This window comes from Janthinobacterium sp. 17J80-10 (assembly GCF_004114795.1).
Taxonomy (GTDB): Bacteria; Pseudomonadota; Gammaproteobacteria; order Burkholderiales; family Burkholderiaceae_D; genus Paucimonas.
The window spans coordinates 127,064-150,352 of record NZ_CP035311.1; the positions used below are offsets into that span (position 1 = coordinate 127,064).

Consider the following 23,289-nt stretch of genomic DNA (forward strand, 5'->3'; position numbering starts at 1 on the left):
CCGGCGTCACTCCGAAACCATCGCGGCCGAAAGCGCCGGCAGCGCCTCGAAGTCGCTGACCTCACAGGGCTTGCCAAAGAAATAACCCTGATACAGGGTGCAGCCCTGGTTGACGAGAAAATCCAGCTCGGCAGCGGTTTCCACGCCCTCGGCGATCACAGGGATGCCCAGGCTGTTACCGAGGGTCATGATGGCGCGAATGATGGCGGCATCGATATTGCTATCCACCGCATTGCGTACGAATGACTGGTCGATCTTGAGCTGGTCGATCGGCAGTTTCTTCAGGTAAGCCAGGGAAGAATACCCGGTGCCGAAGTCATCCAGTGAAATACTGACGCCGATTTCGCGCAGGCGCTGCATCTTGCGCACGATGCTGTCGGTATTTTCCAGCAAGAGGCTTTCCGTGATTTCCAGCTTGAGCAGGCGCGCATCGATGCCGCTGGACTGCAACAGCAGCTCGATTTCTTCGACAAAACCGCCCCGTTCGAACTGGCGCGAACTGACATTCACCGCCAGCGTCAGATGCGCAGTGGCGGGGTTCGCTTGCCAGAGGCGCAGCTGGCGGCACGCCTGTTCGAGGATGCGCTGCCCGAGCGGCACGATCAGGCCGGTATCTTCAGCCAGCGGAATGAAGTCGCCCGGCGCCAGCACGCCCTTTTCGGGGTGGCGCCAGCGCACCAGGGCTTCGGCGCCGATGATGCGGCAGGTGCTGTCGACTTGCGGCTGGTATGCCAGGAAAAATTCGCCGCGCTCCAGGCCCTTGTAAAGCGCCTGCTCCAGCGCCACCCGCGTCATGGCGCTGGCCTGCATTTCCGGATCGAAGAAGCGCAGTGCATTGCCGGGCGAGGCCTTGGCGCTGTACATGGCCATTTCGACTTGCTGCAGCATTGCATCCTCGCCCAGGCGCTGGCCGCTGAACAGGGTCACGCCGATGGACACCGACACGCGGTACTGCTGGTCGGCCACTTCGAGCGTGCGGTCCACTGCCGCCATGACGCGCTCGCCGATGCCGGCGGTGCGCTGGGCTGCCTCGGCCTGGCTGGCGCCGAGCCCTTCCAGCAAGATCAAAAACTTGTCGCCGCCCAGGCGCGCCACCATGCCGGCATCCCCCACTGCCTGCTCGATGCGCCGGGCCGTCTCGACCAGCACCAGGTCGCCGACACTGCGGCCCTGCGCCTGTTCCAGGCGGCGGAAATTGTCGAGGTCGAGAAACATCAGCGCACCGGTATTGCGGGTGTGGGCACCGAAAGCCAGCGCCGCGCGCAGGCGGTCGCGCAGCATGCGCTGGTTGGGCAGCCGGGTCAGCTGGTCGTAAAAGGCCAGCGCGCGGATTTCTTCCTCGGCGCGCTTGTGCGGCGTAATGTCCTGCAGCACCGCCAGGTAGCCGGTCGGGTCCTGGTCCGAGCCGGCCAGGGCGTTGAGCGTCAATTGCAGGCTGCAGCGATTGCCGTCCTGCTCGAGGTCGAATTCCTGCTGCACCGTGCACTGGCAATCGATGGCGGCAGCAATTGCGCGCGCCAGCTGCTGCGCCGCTTCCGGCGGCAGCGCCGCGTCATACTGCTGGCCGACCAGTTCCGCCGACAGGAAGCCCAGGCGGCTGTCTTGCGGCACATGACACATGGTAATGCGGCCTTCGCGATCCAGCACCAGCACGGCATCCTGCAACGAGGCAATCATGGTGGCCAATTGCGCTTCGCGCCGGCGCAGCTCGAATTCAGCGTGCTTACGCCGGCTGATGTTCATGTAAGTGCCCATCATTTTCAGCGGACGGCCGCTGGCATCGAATTCCACCGCCTTGCCATGCAATTGCATCCAGACGTAAGTGTCATCCTTGTGACGCATGCGCAGTTCCGGATCGAACAGCCGGGTCTCACCGCTGAAATAGGTGTCGCGCGCGGCAAACAGCACGGGCCAGTCATCCGGGTGCACCAGCTGGCGCCAGCTCATCACGCAGGGGGCCATCTCGCCGCGCGCATAACCGAGCGGAATCGCCCAGTTGGCGTTGAACATGACATCGTCCTGCTCGGGGCGCCACTCCCACAGGCCCTGCTCGGCGCTTGCCAGCGACAATTCGAGGTCGCGCCGGCGCCGGCTGCGCTCGAGCACGTTGCGCACGCGCGCCAGCAGGATGGGGACGACAATGGGCTTGGTAATGTAATCTTCGGCGCCGAGCTTGAAGCCGGCCAGCTCGCTGCCCAGGGATGTATCGGCAGTAACAAAAATGACGGCGACATCGCGCAGGACCGGGTTGGCATGCTGGCGCAGGCGGCGATGCATCTCGTGGCCGCTCATGCCAGGCATCATCACGTCCAGCAGGATCAGGTCGGGAGGAGCGCGCTCGGCCAGTTCCAGCGCCTCGGCGCCAGACGTGGCGAAACGCACTTCGTAGGCATCTGCCAGGGCGTTGCCGAGTACGACAACATTCGCCGGAACGTCATCGACGATCAGGATGTGCGCGCGATCAGATACCTGTGCTTCCACCTCAAACTCCCCTTGGCGCAGTCTGTTGCTGCGGCATAGCCGGCTTCGCCCCGCCAGACTGGCAAGACCCGTTTGAGGTTAATTGTATGCTAATTCGGGCGTGCGCCCAATCCCGGGCAATCCGTGGCTAGCGCACAACGCTGAAGGGCAAGGCGCGCGCAGGGCGCCGTTCGAAGAGTTTTTCGCATTCGGCGGCCGGCAGCGGCTTGCTGAAATAATAGCCCTGGCCGATGCCGCAGCCGTGTTGTGCCAGGAAATTTTGCTGTTCGGCCGTCTCGATGCCTTCAGCCACCACGCCGATCTGCAACTGGCGCGCCATCGCCAGGATGGCGGTCACGATGGCCGCGTTGTGCGCATCGACATTGACGTCGCGCACGAAGGAGCGGTCGATTTTCAGGGTGTCGATCGGGAATTGCCGCAGGTAAGACAGCGAGGAATACCCCGTGCCGAAGTCATCGATCGAAATCGATACGCCGAGGTCGCGGATCTGGTTCAGGCGCGCGGCGCTGCTGACCGGGTCTTCCATGACGATGCTTTCGGTCAATTCCAGTTCCAGCAGGCGCGGATCCAGGCCGCTGCTTTCCAGGCACTGAGCGATCTTGGTAATCAGCGCCGGGTCCTTGAACTGGCGCGCCGAGACATTCACCGCCACGCCGATCGCGTCGGCGCCGCGCTTTTGCCAATCCTGCGCCTGGCGGCAGGCTTCCTGCATGACCCACTCGCCAATCGGCACGATCAAGCCGGACATCTCGGCCACCGGGATGAATTTCAGCGGCGCGATCATGCCCTGGCCGGGCCGGTTCCACCGAATCAGCGCTTCCACGGCAATCACGGCATTGGTCTGCAAGTCTTGCTGCGGCTGGTAATGCAACTCGAATTCGCGGTTTTCGAGGGCCTGGCGCAACTGGTTTTCCAGGCTCAGGTGCTCGCGCGCCAGTGCGCTCATCTCCGCCGCGTAGAAGGCAAAGCCATTGCCGCCGGCCTTCTTGGCCTGGTACATGGCGGTTTCCGCGCGCAGAATCAGCTGTTCCGGCGTGTCGCCATCGTCGGGATAGGTGCCGATGCCAATGCTGGGCGTCAGGTAGAGTTCTTCGTTGGCGATCACAAACGGCGTCTCGAAGCAGCGCTGCAGCTTCAGCGCCGCGCGCGCCAGGTCTTGCGAGTCGTTCACGTAGGGCAAAACGATCAGGAATTCATCGCTGCCCGGACGGGCAATCAGGTCTTCGGTGCGCAGGTTCTGCTTCAGGCGCTCGGCCACGGCGCAGATCAGGTCGTCGCCGGCGGCATGGCCGAGGCTGTCATTGATGCCCTTGAAACGGTCCAGGTCGAACATCAACAAACCCAGCTTGAAGTTTTGCCGGCGCGCCAGCGACAGTGACTGGCGCAGGCTTTCCAGCAACAGGCTGCGGTTGGGCAAGCCGGTCAGGCCATCATGTTGCGCCAGGTAATGCGCGCGGTCCTCGGCAGCGCGCTGGTCGCTCACGTCGCGCAGCGCCGCCAGGCGCACGCGGCGGCCTTCGTAATCGAAGTCGCGTGACTGGATCACCAGCGGCACCTCGCGGCCGCTGGCATCGGTCAGGGTAATTTCATAATCCTCGTCGCGGCGCGAGCGCAGCATTTCCTCGAGGCGGGCGCGATGCGCCGGAATCACGAATTCCAGCGCAGAGCGGCCGACCAGGCCATCGGCAGAACAGCCCACCATGCGGGCAAACGCCTGGTTGGCATTGATGATGACGCCAGCGTCGTGGAAGACCAACCCCTCGCTGGCGACCGCGGCCAGTTTCTCGAAGCGCGCCTGGCTGGCGCGAGCAGTCGAAGTCGATTGCAGCGCAGCTTGCTCGGCTGCCTGGCGGATCGCCACCTCGTCTTTCAGCGAGGCGACCAGTTCCTCATTGTTGAATTGCACGCGCAATGCCGCGCGCATGGCATGTCCCAGGCGCGTCGACGTCAGCAGCATCGACACCAGGAACACGACCGCCATGACACTGAGTTCATGGCTGACGGTGGATTCCGCCGTCAGTCCCCAGGCCAGCATCGGCGCCACCGCGCACACCGCAAAGACGCGGTAGACGCGCGGCACAGCAGAAAACATGGGCAACGCCGCAGCGCACACACCCAGCACCAGCACCGCGAGCACCAGCTGATATTCGTAGCCCACGTAGACGGAAAGCAGCACGGGGCACGCGCCCCAGCACAGGCCGATCATGGCAACGCAGGCGGCAAAACGGTTGGCCCACCTTGCCGCCTTGCTGTCGGCATCGGCCGCATTGCGGCGGCGGGCATGCATCAGCATCAGCCCTGCGGCGGCGCAGGAAATGGCCGCCAGCCAGCCCAGCAGCAAGGCAGCCGGCACGGTCTGGACGATCGCCACCAGCAACACGGCGGTCACCATGGTTGCCAATGCTGCGCCCCGCGCTTGTTGATACAGCAAGTCCACCTGCCGGGAAAACAGGCGATTTTCCGTATGCACGGCCGTCTCCTTGATTATTGTGAGAAAAGTATATTTCCGCTGGGAAATAAGTATACGGGCCAAACGGCCAGTCGGCGCCCCTCCTCCGGCGCGCCGTGCTGCGGCGCAACAAAGCCCCGCAGACAGTCAACGTTCCGCTGCAAACCCTTGAATTTAGCCGCCATGGCCTGAAACTTTGCGGAGCATCTGACGTCTATGGGTGCACAAGTCCTGCCTGTATTGTTGCAGTGCCGCTTGCACTGTTTCCGCTTCATAAAAAGGTGGATGCAATGAAATACCTGCAAAACCAGGCGGTAGCAACGCCAGTTGGTCGGGTTCTGGCGTTCCGGCCACGACACCTTGCCGCTGCGCCGGCGCATGCGCTGTACGGCGATGCGCTCGAACGGGGCTGGCACCAGCATTCCATCAAGCTGCTCGCCGAAACGACCGCCCAGCCGATGCAAGTGGTCACGCCCATGTATGAACAGGTGCTGGCCGAGTTGCGTCCCGCGGCAAGGCTCAAGGACTATTTGCCGATCTTTGTCAGCCGCCGCGTCCGGCGCATGCTGGGCGCCTGAGGCCCGTCGCCGCCTCGCCCAGCTGCCTCTCTATATATAATCTCTGCAGTCCCGTAATCCCGCCGGCGCGCAGTGCGCCGGCGGCCCAGCGCCGCGAAGCCATCCATGGAAATTGAACTCAAGCTGCTGGTGGAGCCTCGCCACCTCCCTGCCCTGCGCCGGCTGCCGCTGCTGCAGCAATACGCCTGTGCGCCGCCGCGCACGCTGCACATGCGCGACATTTACTTTGACACGCCGGACCTGGCCATCCGCAACAACAATGCCGGCTTGCGCGTGCGGCAGGTCGAGGGCGCCTGGATCCAGACCTTGAAGGGGGGCGGCAGCGTCGCCAGCGGCTTGCACAGCCGCCATGAGTGGGAATCCCGCGTAGCAGGCCCGCATCCAGACCTGGCCGCCCTCGCCATGATCGTGGATCGCCAATGCACCTGGAGCCGGCTGCTGCGCCAGCCCGACCTGGCCGCGCGCCTGGAGGCGGCATTTACCACCGATATCCGCCGCACCCTGTGGGAATTGCGCCTGGCCCAAGGCGACATGGTCGAGTTCGTGCTCGACGAAGGCAGCATCGAATGCCGCGGCGATAAAACCGCCGTGTGCGAAATCGAAATCGAACTCAAGTCCGGTGCGCCCGAACACCTGTTCGATTTTGCCCTGCTCCTGCTCGAAGCCATTCCGCTGCGCCTGTCCAACAGCAGCAAGGCGGCACGCGGCTATGGCCTGTACCGGCCGCAGGCGCCCGCCATCGTGCGCGCCGCGCCCTTGCGCCTGGCGCGCGAACTGACCGTCGAGGAGGGTTTCCGAGTCATCGTCGGCAACTGCCTGGCGCAAATCCAGGGCAATGAAGCGGCGGTGGTCGATGGCAGCGCTGCGGAAGGCATCCACCAGATGCGCGTCGGGCTGCGGCGCCTGCGCTCGGCGCTCAAGCTGTTCCGCAAACACGCGCCCTGCCCGCCGCAACTGCTGGCCGAACTGGCATGGCTGGGCGATGCCCTGGGTCAGGCGCGCGACTGGGAAGTATTGCTGGACGCGACCCTGCCAAGGCTTGCCCCGCTGCTGCCGCAATCGGCGGCGCTGGCATTGCTGCAGCAAGCCATCGAGACAATCGTCGCCGACCATCATCAGGAAGCTGCCAGTGCCGTTGCCTCCGAGCGCTTTGCCCGGCTGGCGCTGAATCTTGGGGCCTGGCTCGTCGGCGCGCGCTGGCGCGGCCCGGTTGCCGGCCGGCGCCAGCGCAAGCTGGATGCGCCGCTGGTGAAATTTGCCCGCAAGGCACTAGCGGGCAACCAGGCGGCGCTGCTGCGCAAAGGCAAGCGCCTGCCCCATGCTGGCCCGGCAGAACGTCACCGCGTGCGTATCGCCGCCAAGAAAGCCCGCTACGCCACCGAATTCTTCCAGTCGCTGCAAGCGCCCAGGCGCGTGCGTCCTTACATCGCCGCACTGGCCGCGCTGCAGGAGACGCTCGGCTGGCTCAACGATGCCGCCGTGGCCCAAAGCTTGCTGGCAAGCCTGCAGCAAGCCGGTACCGCCACGGCCGAACTGGCCGGCGCAGCAGGCATGGTGCGCGGCTACCTGAGCGCAGCCCCTGCGCTGACGCAGGCGGAATTGCTGGAATTGTGGAAAAAATTTGCCCGCACGCGTCCGCCCTGCCGCAGCTAAGCGGCGACAGCGCGGCAATGCAAAGGGGCTTAAAACTGGCTGTGATACACCTTGAGGATCACGCCGGGATCGGCCACGAGACGGGCGATGGCGCCGGCGCCATCGAGCGTGGCGGCGTCGAGCGAGCCATCGGCTACTGCTGCTGCCAGGGTGCTGGCGCGCCGGAGCACCTCCAGCTTGGCCGCGCCGCCAGACCAGACATAACAGGCGTGCTGTGCAGCCAGGGCGTGCAACGACAGCGATACGCGCGCATGCGGCGCCTGCCCCGGCTGCAGCGCCACGTAACGGCGCTCGGTCGTAGTGGCTTCATGCCATTGCGGCGCATCGGCAAACAGCGAAGCGGTATGGCCATCGGTTCCCAGGCCCAGCACAATCACCGCCGGCTTGACGAGTGCCGGGTTGGCGTTGGCAACCTGCACCGAGCGGCGCGCCCACAGCCAGGGGTCGGTCGCCGCCGCCACGTGCGACATCAGGGGCAGAAAGCGCGCTGCCGCAGCCGGCCCGCACAGCAAGTGCTCGCGCACCAGGGCGGCATTGGCATCCGGATGGTCGGGCCGCACGCTGCGCTCGTCCACCAGCGAGATGTCGATGTTTTCCCAGGCCAGCGGCTGCTGCGCCAGCGCCGCAAAAAACGGCAAGGGACTGCGCCCGCCGGACACTAGCAGCAAGGCCCGCTCCTGCTCCTGCGCAAGCACTTGATGCAAGTCCTTACTTACCTGCAATGCCAACGCCTGTGCGGCATCATCTGCGGTCTTGAAAGTTGTCAGTTGCAAAGCCATCGCTGCTCCGGGGGATGCGCAAGCCGCGCGAACCCGCATCATATACGATGCTGCAGGCGCCGATCCAGAACTGCTCAGAACTGTTGCACGTAACGCAGCGCCAGCATCTTTTCCATGGGCGCGGCAGTGATGTTGTCCGGATGGCGCCGCAGCGACACGGCCCAGCCGCCATACGCCGTTTGCCCCAGGGGCGCGACATAATTCATTTCCGCCAGCACTTCGCGTCCGCTCGGCACTGCCGGGTTTGGCGCGGCGCCGCTGCCGGCAACCCACAGGCCGCGATAGGGACGGATCGGCTGCGACAGCGTCAGCGAAAAGCGGTCGCCGGTGCGGTAACGGTCGGACGCCACGACCCCGACAGAAAAAGCATTGCTGTGCACCGTGCTGCCATCGATACCGACTAGCGTGCGGCCATACGAAGCCTGTGCTGCCAGGGCGACCTTGGGCGCCACCAGCCAGACCCCGGTCAATTGCGCCGAACTGGTCGGCGCGCCCAGGCTGAAGGCTGTCACAGTGCGCCGGCTGCCCGGCCAAGGTTGGCGCTCCTTGCTGCGCATGAGGGAAAACGACAGCGCCGTATCCTCGAAGGAATGGGACAATTCCAGCACGCGCGCATCGATGCGCGGCTGCACCGTCATCAAAACTGGCGACAATTCGTCCGGATCGAAGGCACGCAGCGCCATGCTGTGGGCCAGGCCGCTGCGCAGGATGCCGAACTTGACGCGGATGCCGCCCAGCTCGCGCGAAATGCCCGCGTGCGATGCATTCGGCATCAGGGAAAAATAGGGGTTGCCCAGCGCCGGCATAGCCAGCATGGCGTCGGCATCGCCTGAGTGGCGCGGCACGAGCCCGCCGGCGCCAAAATACTCGGCTGCCAGGCCGCCTGTGCCCACCGCATAGTCGCGGCCATCATCGCCGCGCGCCACCAGCGCATACGCGCGCGATGACAATAGCGGTGTGGCCGTGCTGCGATCGAGTTGCCCGAACACTTGCTCGAGCGGCATCGAAGTCGGCCGGATAAAGCCGCGCCCGAGATCATTTGCCAAGGCTGTCTGCAGGGGTGCTGCCAGCAAACAAAACGCCGCCAGTCCGAAGACACGGGACTTGAGGTGAATGAACTTAGCCATACGCCCTCCCTTTGCCAAACCGCTTGCGCGGCATAAGGGCAACGGGGTCGCCCTTACTTTCATTGTGTACTTTTATTTCCAGTTTGCAAGTAAATCCTGCGAAATCCCATATTTATGGGATACCCAAGGACACGGTTTTAGCTTGTAATTGCGTACATGCAAGAAATTTGACATTGGTGGACAACATGCACGCCCTCGACGACTTTACTGACCATTGGCGCGACCAGCCCAGCTTCCTGGTCGACGGTTTCGGCAACTCCACGTTCCTGGCCCAGGTGGAATACCATTCCCAGCGCATTCACCACCGCCACTCGACCATCGTGCGCATCCGCAAGCCAAGTGCGGGCCTGGGACAGGTCTCGCTGCAAAAAGCGCCGGCGCCGCTGCAGGGCTTTCCGCAACTGCTGTTTTCGCCGCCGCTGCACGCCTACGATTACGACCCCGCCAGCCACGCGCTCCTGGTGCAGGGCCACTCCAACCTGCTGGGCGGCGACTACCAGGTGGTGATCGTGCCGGCATAAGGCAACTGAGGCATAGCAGATTTACAATTCCCCGCGGTTTTCAGCGCAATATCCCGATTGCGGCGCGATTATTTGCTATAATCTGCGGCTTCGCGCATTGCGAACCGGAATCCAGGAGAGATGGATGAGTGGTTTAAGTCGCACGCCTGGAAAGCGTGTGTAGGTTCATAGCCTACCGGGGGTTCGAATCCCCCTCTCTCCGCCAAACACAAAAGCCCCGCACTCGCGGGGCTTTTTGTTTGGGCGGAGAGAAGCGCGCAATGCGCGCGGGGGGATTCGAAGCTTTTGCGCTTGCAAGCGCAAAAGCCGGGAGAATCTGCGGGGCGGTGTGGCGCGCAGCGACGCGCCGGGCCGCAGGGTGCCCCAAAAATTACAGCTGTTGCAAAACAGTACAACTGAATCAGACCCAGCCCTAAAAATGTTACGCTAGAAAACTTCTAGCGCTTCACCTGATCACCATGGCAATACAACGAGCCGTTAGCTCCCTCAAATTCAAATATATCGTTCTGACCTTGCTCGTGGCGCTGGCGATCATCACCGCCGCAGTGTTGCAAATCTGGATCGACTTTCAGGAAACAAAACGTCGCCAGGAATTAACGGCCGCGGACGTGACCAAGGTCGTCGAGGCGCATGTATTCAACACGGTCACGCAAGCACAAAACATCCTCGGCCTGGTAGCCGAAACCATCATTGATGACGACGGCCCGCACATGATGCGGGAGGCAGGCCGCTGGAAGCAATTGCACGCCTTTTGCGCCAGCCTGATTGGCTGCAAATCGATCGCTGTGGTGGATCCTTCCGGGCAGATCGTGGCGCTTTCAGATACCCGTGATGTGCCAAATATCGATGCCTCGGACCGTCTTTACTTCAAGGTCCCGCAAAAAACAAAGCGGCTTTTTATCGGCCCTGCCGTAGTCTCCCGGGTGAAGGGATCGCCGATTTTGTTTTCGATCGCCTTGCCTGTCTTCGATTCGGCTGGCAAGCTGCTTTCTGTCGTGTCTGCCGGCATGGTGACCAGCCATGCAACCGATTTTTATGGCTTGATGGGATTCGGGGTCAGCACCACCGTCTCGATCTTCAAGGGGAATGGCGACCTGGTCGCGCGCTATCCGGACATGGCAAGTCACGTCGGCAAAAACAATGCAAAAGGCCAGCTCTTTGCCAAGGAATTGCCCAAAGCACCCAGCGGCACTTATGAATCCATTTCTGTTTTTGACGGTAAAACGCGCATTGCCGCTTATCAGTCGGTAAAGGACCTGGACCTGGTGATCTTTGCCGGCATAGAAAAGAATGTCGCGTACCAGAACTGGTGGAACCGCAGCGCATGGACAGCCTCGATCATCGGCTTCCTCCTGGTTTTCATCCTCTTCATTTTATATTTCGGCTACCGTTCATTATCCCGGCAAGGCAAGCTGGAAGTGAAGAACAGGGAATTGAGCGAGCTGGCCACGATTGATGGCTTGACCGGTATCGCGAACCGTCGATTTTTTGATTTGACGCTGCAGCGCGAGTGGGACCGGCACAAGCGGGACAAGTCTGCACTGTCTGTGCTGATGCTCGACGTGGATTTCTTCAAGAGTTATAACGATCGTTACGGCCACCAGGCCGGCGATGAATGCCTGCGCAAAATAGCGCAAATACTGGACGCCTCGATCCATCGCGACATTGACCTGATTGCCCGCTATGGCGGCGAAGAATTCGCCGCCATATTGAACTGCGATGCCAATGGCGCGTACGTTGTCGCCGAGCGCATGCGACTGGCGGTCGGGTCGCTCGCCATTCCCCACGAAGACTCGAAAATCGGCACGACCGTGTCGATCAGCATTGGCCTGGCAAGCACGTCCACGAGCAAGATTGTCAGCAAGGAGGACTTGATTCAGTTGGCCGATGTCGCCTTGTACGAATCCAAATCCAATGGCAGAAACATGGTGAGTCCAAGTCCTGGAAAAATCGAAGCCCTCGAAGTGTTAGGTTGATTTGCTGCATCAGTGCTCTGGCACATCTCGTTGAAAATCGCTCCGCTGCCGGAATCCTTCCCGGCTTTGCTGTCTAATCCAGGTAATGATTGTAGAGATCGGCCGGTTTTCAGGAAAACGTATGGCAACCACCCTCAGGCATAGAAGCACCGATATCGTCACGCTGGAAGAAGGCGAACGCATCGCGGACAAGTGCGTCCCCGGCGATATCGCGCTGGTTCAGGAAGACGGCGGCTGGTGGACCCATTTCATCGGGGACGATGGCAGCGTTGAAAGCTATGACGAGGCCTACCCCACTTATAACCAGGCCCTGTGGGCCGCCAAGGCGGCCGCTGAATACACTTCTTCAACGGAAGACTAGCAGCCTAATTGAGCCTGGAAATATAGGCGGCGATGTCATCGGCCGACATCGGCATGGCTACCTGGGCGCCCTGCACCTCGTCGCATTGCAGGCTGCGCAACAGCTGCAGGGTATGTTCGCTTTCGACGCCTTCGGCAATTGTCGTCAGGTTCAGGCTGCGTGCCATCTGGATAATGGCGCGCACGATCGCCGATTCTTCCATGTCGCTGCCCAGGTCGCGGATGAATGACTGGTCGATCTTCAGCTTGTCGACGGCAAAACGCTTGAGATAGGCCAGGCTGGAATAGCCGGTGCCGAAATCATCGATGGCCAGCTTGAGCCCCAGCGCCTTCAAGCGCCGTACCGTTGCCAGCACCTGGTCGGAATCGTGGATCAGCACCGATTCGGTGAGCTCGAGCTCCAGCAGCGCTGGCTCCAGGCCCGAGGCGGCAAGGGCCGCGCCGACGCTTTTCTCGAGGTCGCCGCGCTTGAACTGCACGGCCGACAGGTTGACGGCCATCAGGAGTTGCGGCAAGCCTGCGCGCTGCCAGGCGACGGCCTGCCGGCATGCCTCGTGCAATACCCAGTCGCCGATCGGGATGATCAGGCCGCAGTCCTCGGCCGTCGGAATGAAGCTGCCGGCCGGTAGCATGCCCAGTTCCGGATGGTTCCAGCGGATCAGCGCCTCGACACCGACCACCTGGCCGCTGGCCAGGCTAATTTGCGGCTGGTAATGCAGCACGAACTCGCCGCGTTCCAGCGCCAGGCGCAAGCCATTGCGCATGTTCAGGTGGGCGCTGGCTTCGGCATTCATCTGCTCGGCGTAAAACCGGTAGGTATCACGGCCGGCTTCCTTGGCGTGGTACATCGCCGTATCTGCTTTTTTCAGCAGCGTATTGAAATCGCGCCCATCGTCCGGATACACGGCCACGCCCATCGACAGCGTGGCGAACAATTCCAGGCCATCGATATTGAAGACACGCGCCATGTTGTCCAGGACCTTTTCCGCCACTTTGGCAATCGCCTCGTTATCCCGCATGTCCGAAAGCACAATCAGGAATTCATCGCCGCCCTGGCGGCTGATGGTTTCGGTTTCGCGCACGCTTTCGCGCAGGCGCGTCGCCACGGCCTTGAGCAGGGCGTCGCCGATCAGGTGGCCGAGCGAGTCGTTGACCGATTTGAAACTGTCCAGATCGATGAACAGCAATGCCGCCTTGGCATGCGCACGGTCGCTGTAGGCCATCGCCTGTTCCAGCCGGTCCTTGGCCAGCAGGCGATTGGGCAGCTTGGTCAACGCATCGTGGTAGGCCAGGAATTCGATATACGCCTCGGACACCTTGCTGTCGGTAATATCCTGTACGGTGCCGATCGCCATCTGGACCTGGCCTGCATCGCCGAACGTCATCTCGGCGCGCTGATGCGCCCAGCGCATGCCCTCGGCCGTTTCAAACCGGTGTTCGACGTCAAAGGGCGTACCCTGCAAGGCAGTCTGCCAGGCGTTCCTGACCAGTTCACGGTCTTCCGGCAGCACGCAGTTGAGAACAATATCCCGCGACAGCGGCGTACCGGGCGGGATGCCGAAAATCTTGTACGTCTGCTCGGACCAAGTCACCTTCAGGTCGGCGATCTCGACGGTCCAGCTGCCGATGTTGGCCACCGATTGCGCTTTCTGCAGGGTACGTTCGCTTTCCTGCAGCGCCGCATGCAACCGGTTGCGCTCGACCACCAGCCGGTTGAAGCTGCTGACCAGCCGCCCGGTTTCGTCATCGCGCGCCACTGGCAGCGGCGTCAAGGCATTGCCGTGCTCGGCCATGCGTCCGATTGCCTTGGCCGCGTCTTCCAGCGGGCGCAGATGGCGCGTGAAAATGATGTGCAACAGCGCGGCAATGGCAAGCGTCATCAGGAGCGCCGTCAGGTAGATTTCGCGCTGCAGCGTCTTGATCGGCGCAAATGCCGTCTTGGTCGCCACGCCGGTAATCACCATCCAGTCGGTCGTTTTCATGAAGCGGTTCACATTCAGTGCCTCGACGCCGTTGGATACCATGTTAATGCCCGGCACCTCGATGCGCTCGCGCAGGCGGCGGTCCAGCAAGGGATTGACGCCCTTGGGAGGCAGTTGCTGCATGATCCGCTTCTGGTTATCGGCGAAGACGATCATGTTTGCCTTGGCCGACATCACCACGACCCGCACGATCATGCCGAGGTTGAGGTTTTCGCGGAACTTGAACAGGTTCGGGTCGAACGGCGAGATGCCTGCCGTGAGCACGCCGGCGGCAGCACCGGAGGCATCCTGCAGCTGCATGGCGAACGGAATGATGGGTTGCCTGGAAAAGCGGCTGATCACGGGCGTGCCGACATACGGCTTGTTTGTCGCCATGCTGGCGCGGAAATGCTCGCGGTCGCCGATGTAAGTGCCTACCCGCCCGGGATGTTGCGGGTAATCGGCAATGATGGTGCCGTTCTTGTCGGCCACCAGCAAGCCATTCGGAAACAGCTTGGGCGGCAGGTCGCGTTGTTCAAACAGGCGCTGGATTTTTGCCGGGTCGGCGAGCATGGCCGGCGTGATTGCAGCTGCTGCCTGGCTGAGCAAATCCGTGCGCAACTGCAGCTCGCTGTCGAGGTCGGCGGTGACAAAGTCGGCCGTTGCCGACATTTGCGCAATCAATATTTTTTCTAGATCGGCCTGCAACACGGCAGACATGCGCACCGCGAAGCCCCAGATGGCTGCGACAATCACGATCAGCACCACCACGAGCATGCGTAACTTCAGGCTTTTTGGGCCGAACGGCTGGGTCATTAAGTCATACGTTTTATGCAAGGCAGCGGCCATCTTAACATTCGATTCCGGCGTTCCGGCGGTTGCGATAAATCTTGACGATATTTAACCAAATAGTGTTGCCGAAATAGCGGCGCCTAGGCAGCCTCGACCTGTGCGCCCCACAACGCCCCGCCCGCCAGATCCATATGGGTCAGGTACAGGCGCAGGTCAAATTCGAACTGGTGGTATTGCGGCTCCATGTGCTGGCACAATTTATAGAATGCCTTGTCGTGCTCCTTCTCTTTCAGGTGCGCCAGCTCATGCACGACGATCATGCGCAAAAACTCGATCGGTACGCTCCTGAAGACGGAAGCCACCCGGATTTCATGCTTGGCCTTGAGCTTGCCGCCCTGGACCCTGGAGATGAAGGTGTGCGTGCCCAAGGCATGCTTGAGCACCTGAATCTTGTTGTCAAAACCGACCTTGCTGATCGGTTCCGCATTGCGCAGGAAGGCGCTTTTCAAGTCGAGCACGTATTGATACAGTGCCTTGTCGGTGCGGACGTCATGGGCTGCTGCATATTTTTTCAGCAGCACGCTCGCCAGTTTATCTTCCGCTAGCAGTCCCCGGACTTGTTGCTTCAGATGTTCGGGATAGCCCGCCAGATATTTCAAGTCTTGCATTGTCTATCACTTACTCCTGTGGAATTGCCATCTGCATGCCGGACGTAGCATGGTGCTTATTTTTAACCGTGTCAATTTCCCGCAGGGCGGCGGAAAATGCAACGGGCGGACTGCGCATCTTGCGCAGTCCGCCCGTAAACTACTTCGGCGTTAGCGGCCCGCAGGCCGGGGATCAGGCCGCTTGTGCCAGCGCCGGATAGTCGATGTAGCCCACCGGGCCCGGCACATAGAAGGTTTGCGGATTGGGCGCATTGAGCGCCGCATCGGCCTTGAAGCGCTGCACCAGGTCGGGATTGGCGATATACGCGCGGCCGAAAGCCACGGCATCGGCGCGGCCCGATTCGACTGCATCGATCGCCATGTCGCGGTTGTAGCCATTGTTGGCGATGTAGACGCCCTTGAATGCCTGGCGCGCACCGGCAAAATCAAAGCCGGGCACGTCGCGCGCGCCGCCCGTGGCGCCTTCGACGAAGTGGATGAAAGCGATCCCGCGCTGGTTCAATTCTGCCACCAGGTGGCCAAACACCGCTTGCGGATTGCTGTCCGAAATGTCATTGGAGGGCGTCACCGGCGACAGGCGGATGCCGACGCGGCCGGCGCCGATTTCGGCCACCACCGCATCCACCACTTCCAGCGCGAAGCGGGAGCGGTTTTCCACCGAGCCGCCATACGCATCGGTGCGCCGGTTGGCGCCGTCGCGCAGAAACTGGTCGACCAGGTAACCGTTGGCGCCATGGATTTCGACACCATCGAACCCGGCGCGGATGGCGTTGGCGGCGCCACGGCGGAATGCCTCGACCACGCCGGCGATTTCGTCCGTGCTCAAGGCATGCGGCACCGCGAAGTCAACCTTGCCGTTACGGGTATAGGCCGCGCCCCTGGCTTGCACTGCCGAAGGCGCCACAGGCTGGGCACCACCGGTCAGGTCGGGGTGGGTGATGCGGCCGACGTGCCAGATCTGCGCGACAATTTTCGAGCCGGCATCATGGACGGCCTGGGTGATTTTTTTCCAGCCTTCGACCTGGGCATCGGAATAGATGCCGGGCGTGGCCATGTAACCCTTGCCCTCGGGGGCGACCGGGGTGCCTTCGCTGATGATCAGGCCGGCATTGCTGCGCTGGCGGTAATATTCAACGTTGATTTCGCTGCCCGGAATATCCCCGGCGGCTTCATCGGCGCGGCTGCGCGTGAGCGGCGCCATGACGACGCGGTTGGCGACCTCGATGTCGCCGATGCGAAAACCTTGAAACAGCTTGGTGTCGGCAATGGCAAGGGCGTTGGTACTGGCAGTGGTCAGGGGAGCATTCATGAGATGGGATCCTTCAAGGGGAGTGATCGATGCTGGATTATCTCCATTCCAGACCACCATGAGTAGACTGGTAAAGTGATATTATCTATTCCTGACAGGAATAGATAAAACCATGGATCGTTTGCGCTTGATGGAAACCTTTGTGCGGGTGGTGGAGACCGGCAACTTTTCGGCCGTGGCGCGCGAAGGCTTTACCACGCAGTCCGCCATCAGCAAGCAGGTGCAGGCGCTGGAGGCGCAGGTCGGTGCGCGCCTGCTGGTGCGTTCCACGCGCAGCCACTCGCTCACCGAAGCCGGCAAGCTGTATTACGAGCGCTGCCGCCAGGTACTGGATACGCTCGAGGATGCCCGCATCGAAGTGCACCGCGCCGAGCATGAAATCAGCGGCGTGGTGCGGGTGGCGGCACCCGTCGCCTTCGGCCGCCTGCATATCGTGCCGCGCCTGCCGGCGTTTTTTGAACGCTATCCCAAGCTGCGCGTGGACCTGCAGCTCGACGACAGCTTCATCGACCTTGTGGCAGCGGGCATTGATGTGACCTTCCGCGTCGGCGAACTCAAGGATAGCCGGCTGACCGCGCGGCGCATCGGCACGGCGCACCGCGCTGCCCTGGCCGCGCCGGCTTACCTGGCACGGCATGGCGAGCCGCGTCATCCGGATGAACTGCTGCAGCATAACTGCCTGATCTATACGCCACTGGCCAGCATCAATGAATGGCACTTCCGGGATGAGCAAGATGCAGCGCACGTGGTGCGCGTTGCCGGCAGCTTCCAGTCCAACAGTTCCGAGGCGATCCGCCAGGCAGTGTGCGAAGGCATCGGCATCAGTTATTCCACGCTGTGGGTGTATGGCGACGATATCCGCGCCGGCCGCATCAAGCCTATCCTGACGCAATTCCGCCCGCCGCCCCTGCCGCTGAATGTGGTCTTCCAGCCGGCCCGGCGGCCCTCGCTGAAGATCAACAGCTTCGTCAATTATTTTGCGCACGCCTTCGACCAGGACCCGGATATCGCGCAAATGCTCACTGCCGCGGAAGAATAGGCACGCCCGATGCGTTATGCTTCCGCTATTCTTCACGCATCACAATCATCACTGGACCAGCCGATGGACGCCACCCTGCGCAATACCCTGGAACAAATGCCGAAGGCAGAGCTTCATATCCACATCGAAGGCTCGCTGGAGCCGGAACTCATCTTTGCCCTGGCGCGCCGCAACGGCGTTGTCCTGCCGTATGCCTCGGTCGAGGCGCTGCGCAGCGCCTACGCCTTCACGAACCTGCAATCCTTCCTCGACATTTACTATGCCGGCGCCAGCGTGCTGCTGACCGAGCCTGACTTTTATGACATGACCATGGCGTACCTGGCGCGCGCGCACGACGACCATGTTCGGCATGTGGAAATCTTTTTCGACCCGCAAACCCATACCGCCCGCGGCGTGGCATTTGCGACCGTGATCGGCGGCATCTACCGCGCGCTGCAGGATGCCCGGGCGCAGTGGGGCATGAGCGGTGCGCTGATCATGTGTTTTTTGCGCCACCTGCCCGAAGCGGAGGCATTCGCCACGCTCGAAGACGCCCTGCCTTACCGCGACAAGTTCATCGGCGTGGGGCTGGACTCTTCCGAACGCGGCCATCCGCCGGAAAAATTCACCAGGGTATTTGCGCGCTGCCGCGCACTGGGCTTGCATCTGGTCGCGCATGCCGGCGAAGAAGGCCCAGCCCAATACATCACGACCGCGCTGGATGACTTGCATGTGGAACGCATCGACCACGGCGTGGCTTGCCTGCAGGACCCGGCGCTGGTCGAGCGCCTGGTGCGCCAGCAGACGGCGTTGACGGTATGTCCGCTATCGAACATCAAGCTGTGCGTATTCGAGCGGATGGAAAACCACAACCTGCTGGCGTTGCTGGACGCGGGCATTGCCGCAACCGTCAATTCCGACGACCCGGCCTACTTCGGCGGCTACCTCAACGCCAATCTGCTTGCCGCATTCGAGGCCTTGCCCCTGACCCGCGAACACGCGCACCGGCTGGCACGCAACAGCTTTGCTGCAGCCTTTCTGCCACCGGCAGAAAAGGCGGCCTATCTGCGCGAAGTCGAGGCGTTTTTCAGCCAGCAGCCATAAAGTCCCTACAATTCATACAAGACGAGCAAAGGAGAATGTCATGACGCCCTACCGGCAAATCCCCATGGTGGTCAAGATGCGTGGCCTGTCCATTATCCAGACCATGGTGATCCTGGCGATCATCGGCATCGTCGGCTCGCTGCTGGCCAACTACGTCATCGACAAGCGCTGCGAAGCCGAGCCGACAAGGGAAATCTGCGCCAGGCGGCAATAGAGGCACCAGACGCTACAATGCCTTGGGCCGGGAGGATTGTTCGGCGCTTTCCGCCAGTTTTTTATTTTTTTCGGTCAGGGTCTCGATCAGTCCATCGATGCCGGCGCGGTTGATTTCCGACGTAAAGGTATTTCTATAGGCTTCGCTCATCCATACGCCAACCACGTTGACGTCAAAAATCTTCCAGCCGTCCGGCGTCTTCGCCATCCTGTAACTGACCCGGATCGGTTCGCCGCTGCGCTTGCGTTTCTGCACCACTTCGAAACGCACCTCCACTTCGGTTGCGCCCGGCTCGGCGCGCAGGGGCAGGAATTTCAAGGGATAGTCTTCCTTGATTTGCGACATGGCACCGGCATAGGTGTACATCAACAAGTCACGAAATTCGTTGATCAGTCGGTCTTTCTGTTCCGGGGTAGCGGCGCGCCAGTGGCGGCCCACTGCCAGTGCGGTGGCGCGCTGGAAATCGGCATGTGGCAGAATTTTTTCATTGACCACGGCAACGATGCGCTGACGATTGCCCGCCTGAATTTGCGGATCACGCGTTGCCAGGTGGATGATTTCCTCGCTGACGCGCTTGACCAGCACATCTGGGGCTTCCTGCGCAGACACCTGGCTTGCCAGCGCCAGCACGGTAAAGAGCATGCCGGCGAATGCCGCTGCCCGGTGACGGATTGTTTTCATGTGTCTGCCTTTACCCTGTCGCCACTGCATTTTCCGGGGCCTGCCACTGCCATATTGTGTGACAGCGGTGCGGCCATAAGTCATGCAAGATTCCAATTGCCATCTTGCGCTTTCCGCGAACGGATTTATTGTTGCGCATTAAATAATCCAGTGACATCTCCGGCAGGCGGCCCCTCGTCCGGTGCTTTCTGACAGCGGCGGCGCCTTGGCGCTGACGGCCACTTCGCCAGCCTTATCCTTGCTGCCGCTGCGCTTCCAGCCGGCTGGCCAATTCTGCAGGCGACATCGGCTTGCCGAACAGCCAGCCCTGTGCGTAATGTACACCGTGTTCGCGCAAATAGTGCGCCTGTGCTTCCGTCTCGACGCCTTCGGCGATAATTTTCAGCTTGAGCGATTTCGCCATTTCAATGATATGCAGGATGACCTGGCTGGTGGCCGATTCGGTGCCGATGGTGTCGACGAACGATTTGTCGATCTTCAGGTAATCCAGTTCGAACGTGGTCAGGTACGACAGGCTCGAATAGCCGGTGCCAAAATCATCGATGGCGACGCAAATGCTCATCTTGCGAATGTCGCGGATAGTCTGGGCGACATGCTTTGCATTGAGAAAGCCTCGTTCGGTTGCTTCCACCATGATGCCGCCGGGTCCGATGCCCGCTTTTTTGATCATGTCATGCAGTTCGTTGACAATATCGTTGCTTTGGAGATCCTCTGGCGATAAGTTGATGCCGACATGGAAATCCGTGTTCCGTTGCAATAGCTCGGCAATGTCGCGTACGACCAGCGCCATCACTTTGCGGGTCAATTGCCTGATCAGGCCATTTCCCTCCGCGGCGTGGATGAACAGGTCAGGCGCCAGCACTTCGCCATCTTTGCGGCGCCAGCGGATCAGCGCTTCGGCGCCATGCCAGCTGCCGCTTTGCAGATCGACCAGCGGCTGATAGAGCAGGAAGAACTCATCCGCGCGCAGCGCAACGCGCAGCAGCGCTGGTAGCGACAACTGCTGCCGTGTCAGGTAAAACACCGCGAACGCCAGCATGAGGCCCGCCGCAATTCCCACTGGTACCACCAACAGTGCTGTGCGGCGCATCCCCGCGCGCAGATAGGTGGCCGGCACGGCAGCGTAGGCAGTAAAGGCATTCAGTCCGGAATACTCGGTCGCGACGATATAGTCACCGTCGAAGCGCCGGTTTTTTTGTCCCGGCCTTGTGCCTTCCAGCCATTCCGGCTTGAACGCCCCACGGTTCATGAGCGGCTTGCCATCCTGGCCAACCAGGCCAATCGCCATGTCTGGCCGGTACATTGCCACGTCCAGCGGCAAGGATCGATGCACAATCGCCGCATAGCCACTTTGCTCGCGCGTGGAAATCGTGAATCGCATGGTCGGCGCAAACGGCAGCACGACCGAGGCGCGTATGCTGACCCCGGTAATATTCACATAGTCCGGTGCGCCTATGGCAATGCCGACGCCGTGACTGCCCAGCGAAGAACACATGAGTTTATTGTTGGCAACATACCCCACTGTCTGGAGATTGGTCGAACCGACGTCGATTTCGCGCATGCGCTCGATGTTTTCCAATGAGCATGGATCGGCGGACCGCGCGGCCTCCAGCTTGTCAAATGCAGCCAGGATCTGCAGGCTGGTTTCGTCGCTGCGACGCAGGACTTCGCTGGCAAGACTGGCGGCGCGCACTCTTTCTTCGTCGAGGCTCTGGCTGCCCGCCACGTACAGCGCAACCAGGATCGGCGCCGCGATGGCAATCAGGCCGACAACCAGTGCCATGACGATGGCGGCACGTTTTCTCAACTCGGTCTCCTTGACTCGCACATCGCATCGCCTGCGGTTTGATTTACCCAGTAATGTTCTATGGATCGCGGCAGCCTGCAATATCCTTTTTCTGCTGCAGCTGCGTTCTCTTACTCTATATGATTCTCCACATGCTTTTGGTTTTTTCCATTGGGGCCACGCGTTCGCACGCCCCTGTGGCTCTTCACTTTATTTGCTGCAAGACAATCTCCTGTCTGAATTAATTTTTCGCGAATTTGTTCCGCATTACAATTGGCTTTTCACCCTGGAGCGCCTATCGTGCCGCAGCAACCTGCTGACTCACCGCTTCGTCTGACTGGTTTTCGCACGGTATTCGCCTGCCTGTTTCTGGCCGGAGCCGCCACCTTCACGATGCCCCAACCTGCCCATGCGCTGAGCTGCGGCGTCCATGAAAAAAGCGTGTGCAAGGGAGAGGACAAGCAGTTTGCCGGCGGATTCAATCCCGGCACTGGCTACGGTGGCTTTGGCGGCGGCGCGTGCCGGGCGCGGCAGACGCCCGTGATTTTTATCCACGGTAATGCCGATGGTTCCGTGAGCTGGGATGCCCCGCCGGGCAATGTTGCCGGCTATCCGACGCCGCCACGTTCCGTGTATGCGGAAATGAAGGCGCGCGGCTACCAGGATTGCGAATTATTTGGGGTGACCTATCTTTCGGCGGAAGAACGCAAGCTGGAAAACGTCGGCAAGAATTATCACCAGCCAGCCAAATATCGCATCATTCATGATTTCATCCTGGCGGTGCAAGCCTATACCGGCAAGCCGCAAGTCGATATCGTGGCCCATTCGCTGGGTGTGACGCAAACGCTGGCGACCTTGCACTACTACAAGATGTCTGGCTCTGTGCGCAAGTTCGTCAATATCGCCGGTGGCCTGCGCGGCTTGGCCAGTTGCCAGCTGACCGGCTTTGCCAACCCGCAGGCGCCGACCTGCGGATCGCAAAATTTAGCAGACGGCAATACCTTCGGTTTTTATCCGGAAGGTTATGCCGGCGTACTGTGGGTGAGCAACCCGTGGACCGGCACCGGCACGCCCAGATCGTTGCGGCAAGCGCCCAAGCATGCTGCTGCCACGACGTTTTATACCATTAGCGCAGGCAACAGGGACGAGGTGGCTTGCGCTGCGTCGGGCTTCCACTCCGGCTGCCATCTCACCAGCAAATTCGACGCTGCGCCCAACGTGCGGGCACAAATCGACATCGGCGCCGGCGCAGATGCGGCGCAACTCGACCTGGACTGGTCGGACAAATCGCCCTTCAATCGCATGGGCGGCGATGCCAGCAATGGCATTGGCCACTTCCGCGCCAAGGATAATGCCGGCACCATCATTTACCGAATGCTGCAAACGGATTGCCGCGGCCTGGCATGCGCCCAGGAGTATCGCTATGGGCCCAAATCGGCTTACTAAAGCTTGCCATGTGCCTGAAGTTTGTTCAAACGCAATAACTGGAGTTTGTCACCGGAAAATAATTGGTGTTTTGACAACTGGATGACACCAAGATGATGAATCCGAACCTCGTTGCCGCGGCCCAGCATGGCAGCGCGTCGGTTGCGTTGCGCGCGGAAGCCTATCTGGCCAGCCTGCATGAAACCTCGGGAAACAACCTCACGGCCAACCTGGCGAACGGCATGGCGCTGGTGTCGGGACTATTGTGCGGCAAGCCGGATAATGCCCCCGCACAGGAACTGCACCGGGCGTTGGCAAAGCTGGTACTGGCAAAAATGCAGCGCATTGCGCGCGACACCAGCATGGGTCGCCAACAAGAAGCCTATCCCTGCTTTACCTCTTAAGCC

At 61.3% G+C, this 23,289-nt stretch carries 19 protein-coding genes and 1 tRNA gene; 11 read left to right on the forward strand and 9 right to left on the reverse strand.

Features of this window, described 5'->3' with window-relative positions; genetic code table 11:
* Positions 1-6 precede the first annotated feature (6 nt).
* Both EKL02_RS00565 and EKL02_RS00570 read right to left on the reverse strand, forming a co-directional pair.
* Positions 7-2,481 carry an EAL domain-containing protein gene (locus EKL02_RS00565; RefSeq protein WP_128900208.1) on the reverse strand — a complete coding sequence of 825 codons (2,475 nt, stop codon included), beginning with the start codon at positions 2,479-2,481 and terminating at the stop codon, positions 7-9.
* A gap of 127 nt (positions 2,482-2,608) precedes the next feature.
* Positions 2,609-4,951, reverse strand: a complete 2,343-nt coding sequence (locus EKL02_RS00570; RefSeq protein ID WP_128900209.1) for an EAL domain-containing protein — start codon at positions 4,949-4,951, stop codon at positions 2,609-2,611.
* Positions 4,952-5,220: 269 nt separating this feature from the next.
* On the opposite strand from EKL02_RS00570, the gene EKL02_RS00575 reads away from it, so the two are divergent.
* Positions 5,221-5,508, forward strand: a complete 288-nt coding sequence (locus tag EKL02_RS00575; protein WP_128900210.1) for a DUF3562 domain-containing protein — start codon at positions 5,221-5,223, stop codon at positions 5,506-5,508.
* 105 nt (positions 5,509-5,613) lie between these two features.
* Positions 5,614-7,161: a CYTH and CHAD domain-containing protein gene (locus EKL02_RS00580; RefSeq protein WP_128900211.1), complete on the forward strand. Its 1,548-nt coding sequence runs from the start codon at positions 5,614-5,616 to the stop codon at positions 7,159-7,161.
* A gap of 29 nt (positions 7,162-7,190) precedes the next feature.
* Here EKL02_RS00580 and pgl read toward each other — a convergent pair whose 3' ends face one another.
* Together pgl and EKL02_RS00590 are read right to left on the reverse strand one after the other, a co-directional pair.
* Entirely contained in the window at positions 7,191-7,940 is a 750-nt protein-coding gene (pgl, locus tag EKL02_RS00585; protein WP_164931904.1) for a 6-phosphogluconolactonase, read from the reverse strand.
* Positions 7,941-8,014: 74 nt separating this feature from the next.
* Entirely contained in the window at positions 8,015-9,067 is a 1,053-nt protein-coding gene (locus tag EKL02_RS00590; protein ID WP_128900213.1) for a hypothetical protein, read from the reverse strand.
* A gap of 185 nt (positions 9,068-9,252) precedes the next feature.
* Between EKL02_RS00590 and EKL02_RS00595 the strand changes: the two genes are divergently transcribed.
* The 4 genes from EKL02_RS00595 to EKL02_RS00610 all read left to right on the forward strand — a co-directional run bounded on the left by EKL02_RS00595 (position 9,253) and on the right by EKL02_RS00610 (position 11,925).
* Positions 9,253-9,588: a hypothetical protein gene (locus tag EKL02_RS00595; protein ID WP_128900214.1), complete on the forward strand. Its 336-nt coding sequence runs from the start codon at positions 9,253-9,255 to the stop codon at positions 9,586-9,588.
* 114 nt (positions 9,589-9,702) lie between these two features.
* Positions 9,703-9,793, forward strand: a tRNA-Ser gene (locus tag EKL02_RS00600).
* 253 nt (positions 9,794-10,046) lie between these two features.
* Positions 10,047-11,564, forward strand: coding sequence for a sensor domain-containing diguanylate cyclase (locus tag EKL02_RS00605; protein ID WP_128900215.1), 1,518 nt, complete (start codon positions 10,047-10,049; stop codon positions 11,562-11,564).
* A 121-nt stretch (positions 11,565-11,685) separates the two neighbouring features.
* Positions 11,686-11,925, forward strand: coding sequence for a hypothetical protein (locus EKL02_RS00610; RefSeq protein WP_128900216.1), 240 nt, complete (start codon positions 11,686-11,688; stop codon positions 11,923-11,925).
* 4 nt (positions 11,926-11,929) lie between these two features.
* Here EKL02_RS00610 and EKL02_RS00615 read toward each other — a convergent pair whose 3' ends face one another.
* The 3 genes from EKL02_RS00615 to EKL02_RS00625 form a co-directional block, all read right to left on the reverse strand.
* Positions 11,930-14,701 (reverse strand): EAL domain-containing protein, encoded by a 2,772-nt coding sequence (locus tag EKL02_RS00615; RefSeq protein ID WP_164931905.1) that lies wholly within the window; start codon positions 14,699-14,701, stop codon positions 11,930-11,932.
* Positions 14,702-14,817: 116 nt separating this feature from the next.
* Positions 14,818-15,345, reverse strand: a complete 528-nt coding sequence (locus EKL02_RS00620; protein WP_128900218.1) for a YgjP-like metallopeptidase domain-containing protein — start codon at positions 15,343-15,345, stop codon at positions 14,818-14,820.
* A gap of 172 nt (positions 15,346-15,517) precedes the next feature.
* Entirely contained in the window at positions 15,518-16,654 is a 1,137-nt protein-coding gene (locus tag EKL02_RS00625; RefSeq protein ID WP_128900219.1) for an alkene reductase, read from the reverse strand.
* Positions 16,655-16,766: 112 nt separating this feature from the next.
* On the opposite strand from EKL02_RS00625, the gene EKL02_RS00630 reads away from it, so the two are divergent.
* From EKL02_RS00630 to EKL02_RS18075, 3 genes are all read left to right on the forward strand, one after another.
* Positions 16,767-17,693, forward strand: a complete 927-nt coding sequence (locus EKL02_RS00630; protein ID WP_128900220.1) for a LysR family transcriptional regulator — start codon at positions 16,767-16,769, stop codon at positions 17,691-17,693.
* 63 nt (positions 17,694-17,756) lie between these two features.
* Positions 17,757-18,776: an adenosine deaminase gene (locus EKL02_RS00635; RefSeq protein WP_128900221.1), complete on the forward strand. Its 1,020-nt coding sequence runs from the start codon at positions 17,757-17,759 to the stop codon at positions 18,774-18,776.
* A gap of 40 nt (positions 18,777-18,816) precedes the next feature.
* Positions 18,817-18,990 (forward strand): hypothetical protein, encoded by a 174-nt coding sequence (locus EKL02_RS18075; protein ID WP_164931906.1) that lies wholly within the window; start codon positions 18,817-18,819, stop codon positions 18,988-18,990.
* A 12-nt stretch (positions 18,991-19,002) separates the two neighbouring features.
* On the opposite strand, the gene EKL02_RS00640 is transcribed toward EKL02_RS18075, so the two are convergent.
* Both EKL02_RS00640 and EKL02_RS00645 read right to left on the reverse strand, forming a co-directional pair.
* On the reverse strand, positions 19,003-19,671 hold the full coding sequence (locus EKL02_RS00640; RefSeq protein WP_128900222.1) for an ABC transporter substrate-binding protein: 669 nt from the start codon (positions 19,669-19,671) through the stop codon (positions 19,003-19,005).
* Positions 19,672-19,903: 232 nt separating this feature from the next.
* A complete protein-coding gene (locus tag EKL02_RS00645; protein WP_128900223.1) occupies positions 19,904-21,478 on the reverse strand; it encodes an EAL domain-containing protein in 1,575 nt (524 codons plus the stop codon).
* A 279-nt stretch (positions 21,479-21,757) separates the two neighbouring features.
* On the opposite strand from EKL02_RS00645, the gene EKL02_RS00650 reads away from it, so the two are divergent.
* The gene (locus EKL02_RS00650) at positions 21,758-22,903 is read left to right on the forward strand and encodes a lipase (protein ID WP_128900224.1); all 1,146 of its coding nucleotides are present in this window, start codon (positions 21,758-21,760) and stop codon (positions 22,901-22,903) included.
* 95 nt (positions 22,904-22,998) lie between these two features.
* Complete coding sequence (locus EKL02_RS00655; RefSeq protein ID WP_128900225.1) at positions 22,999-23,286, forward strand: hypothetical protein; 288 nt, start codon at positions 22,999-23,001, stop codon at positions 23,284-23,286.
* The last annotated feature ends 3 nt before the right edge of the window (positions 23,287-23,289 follow it).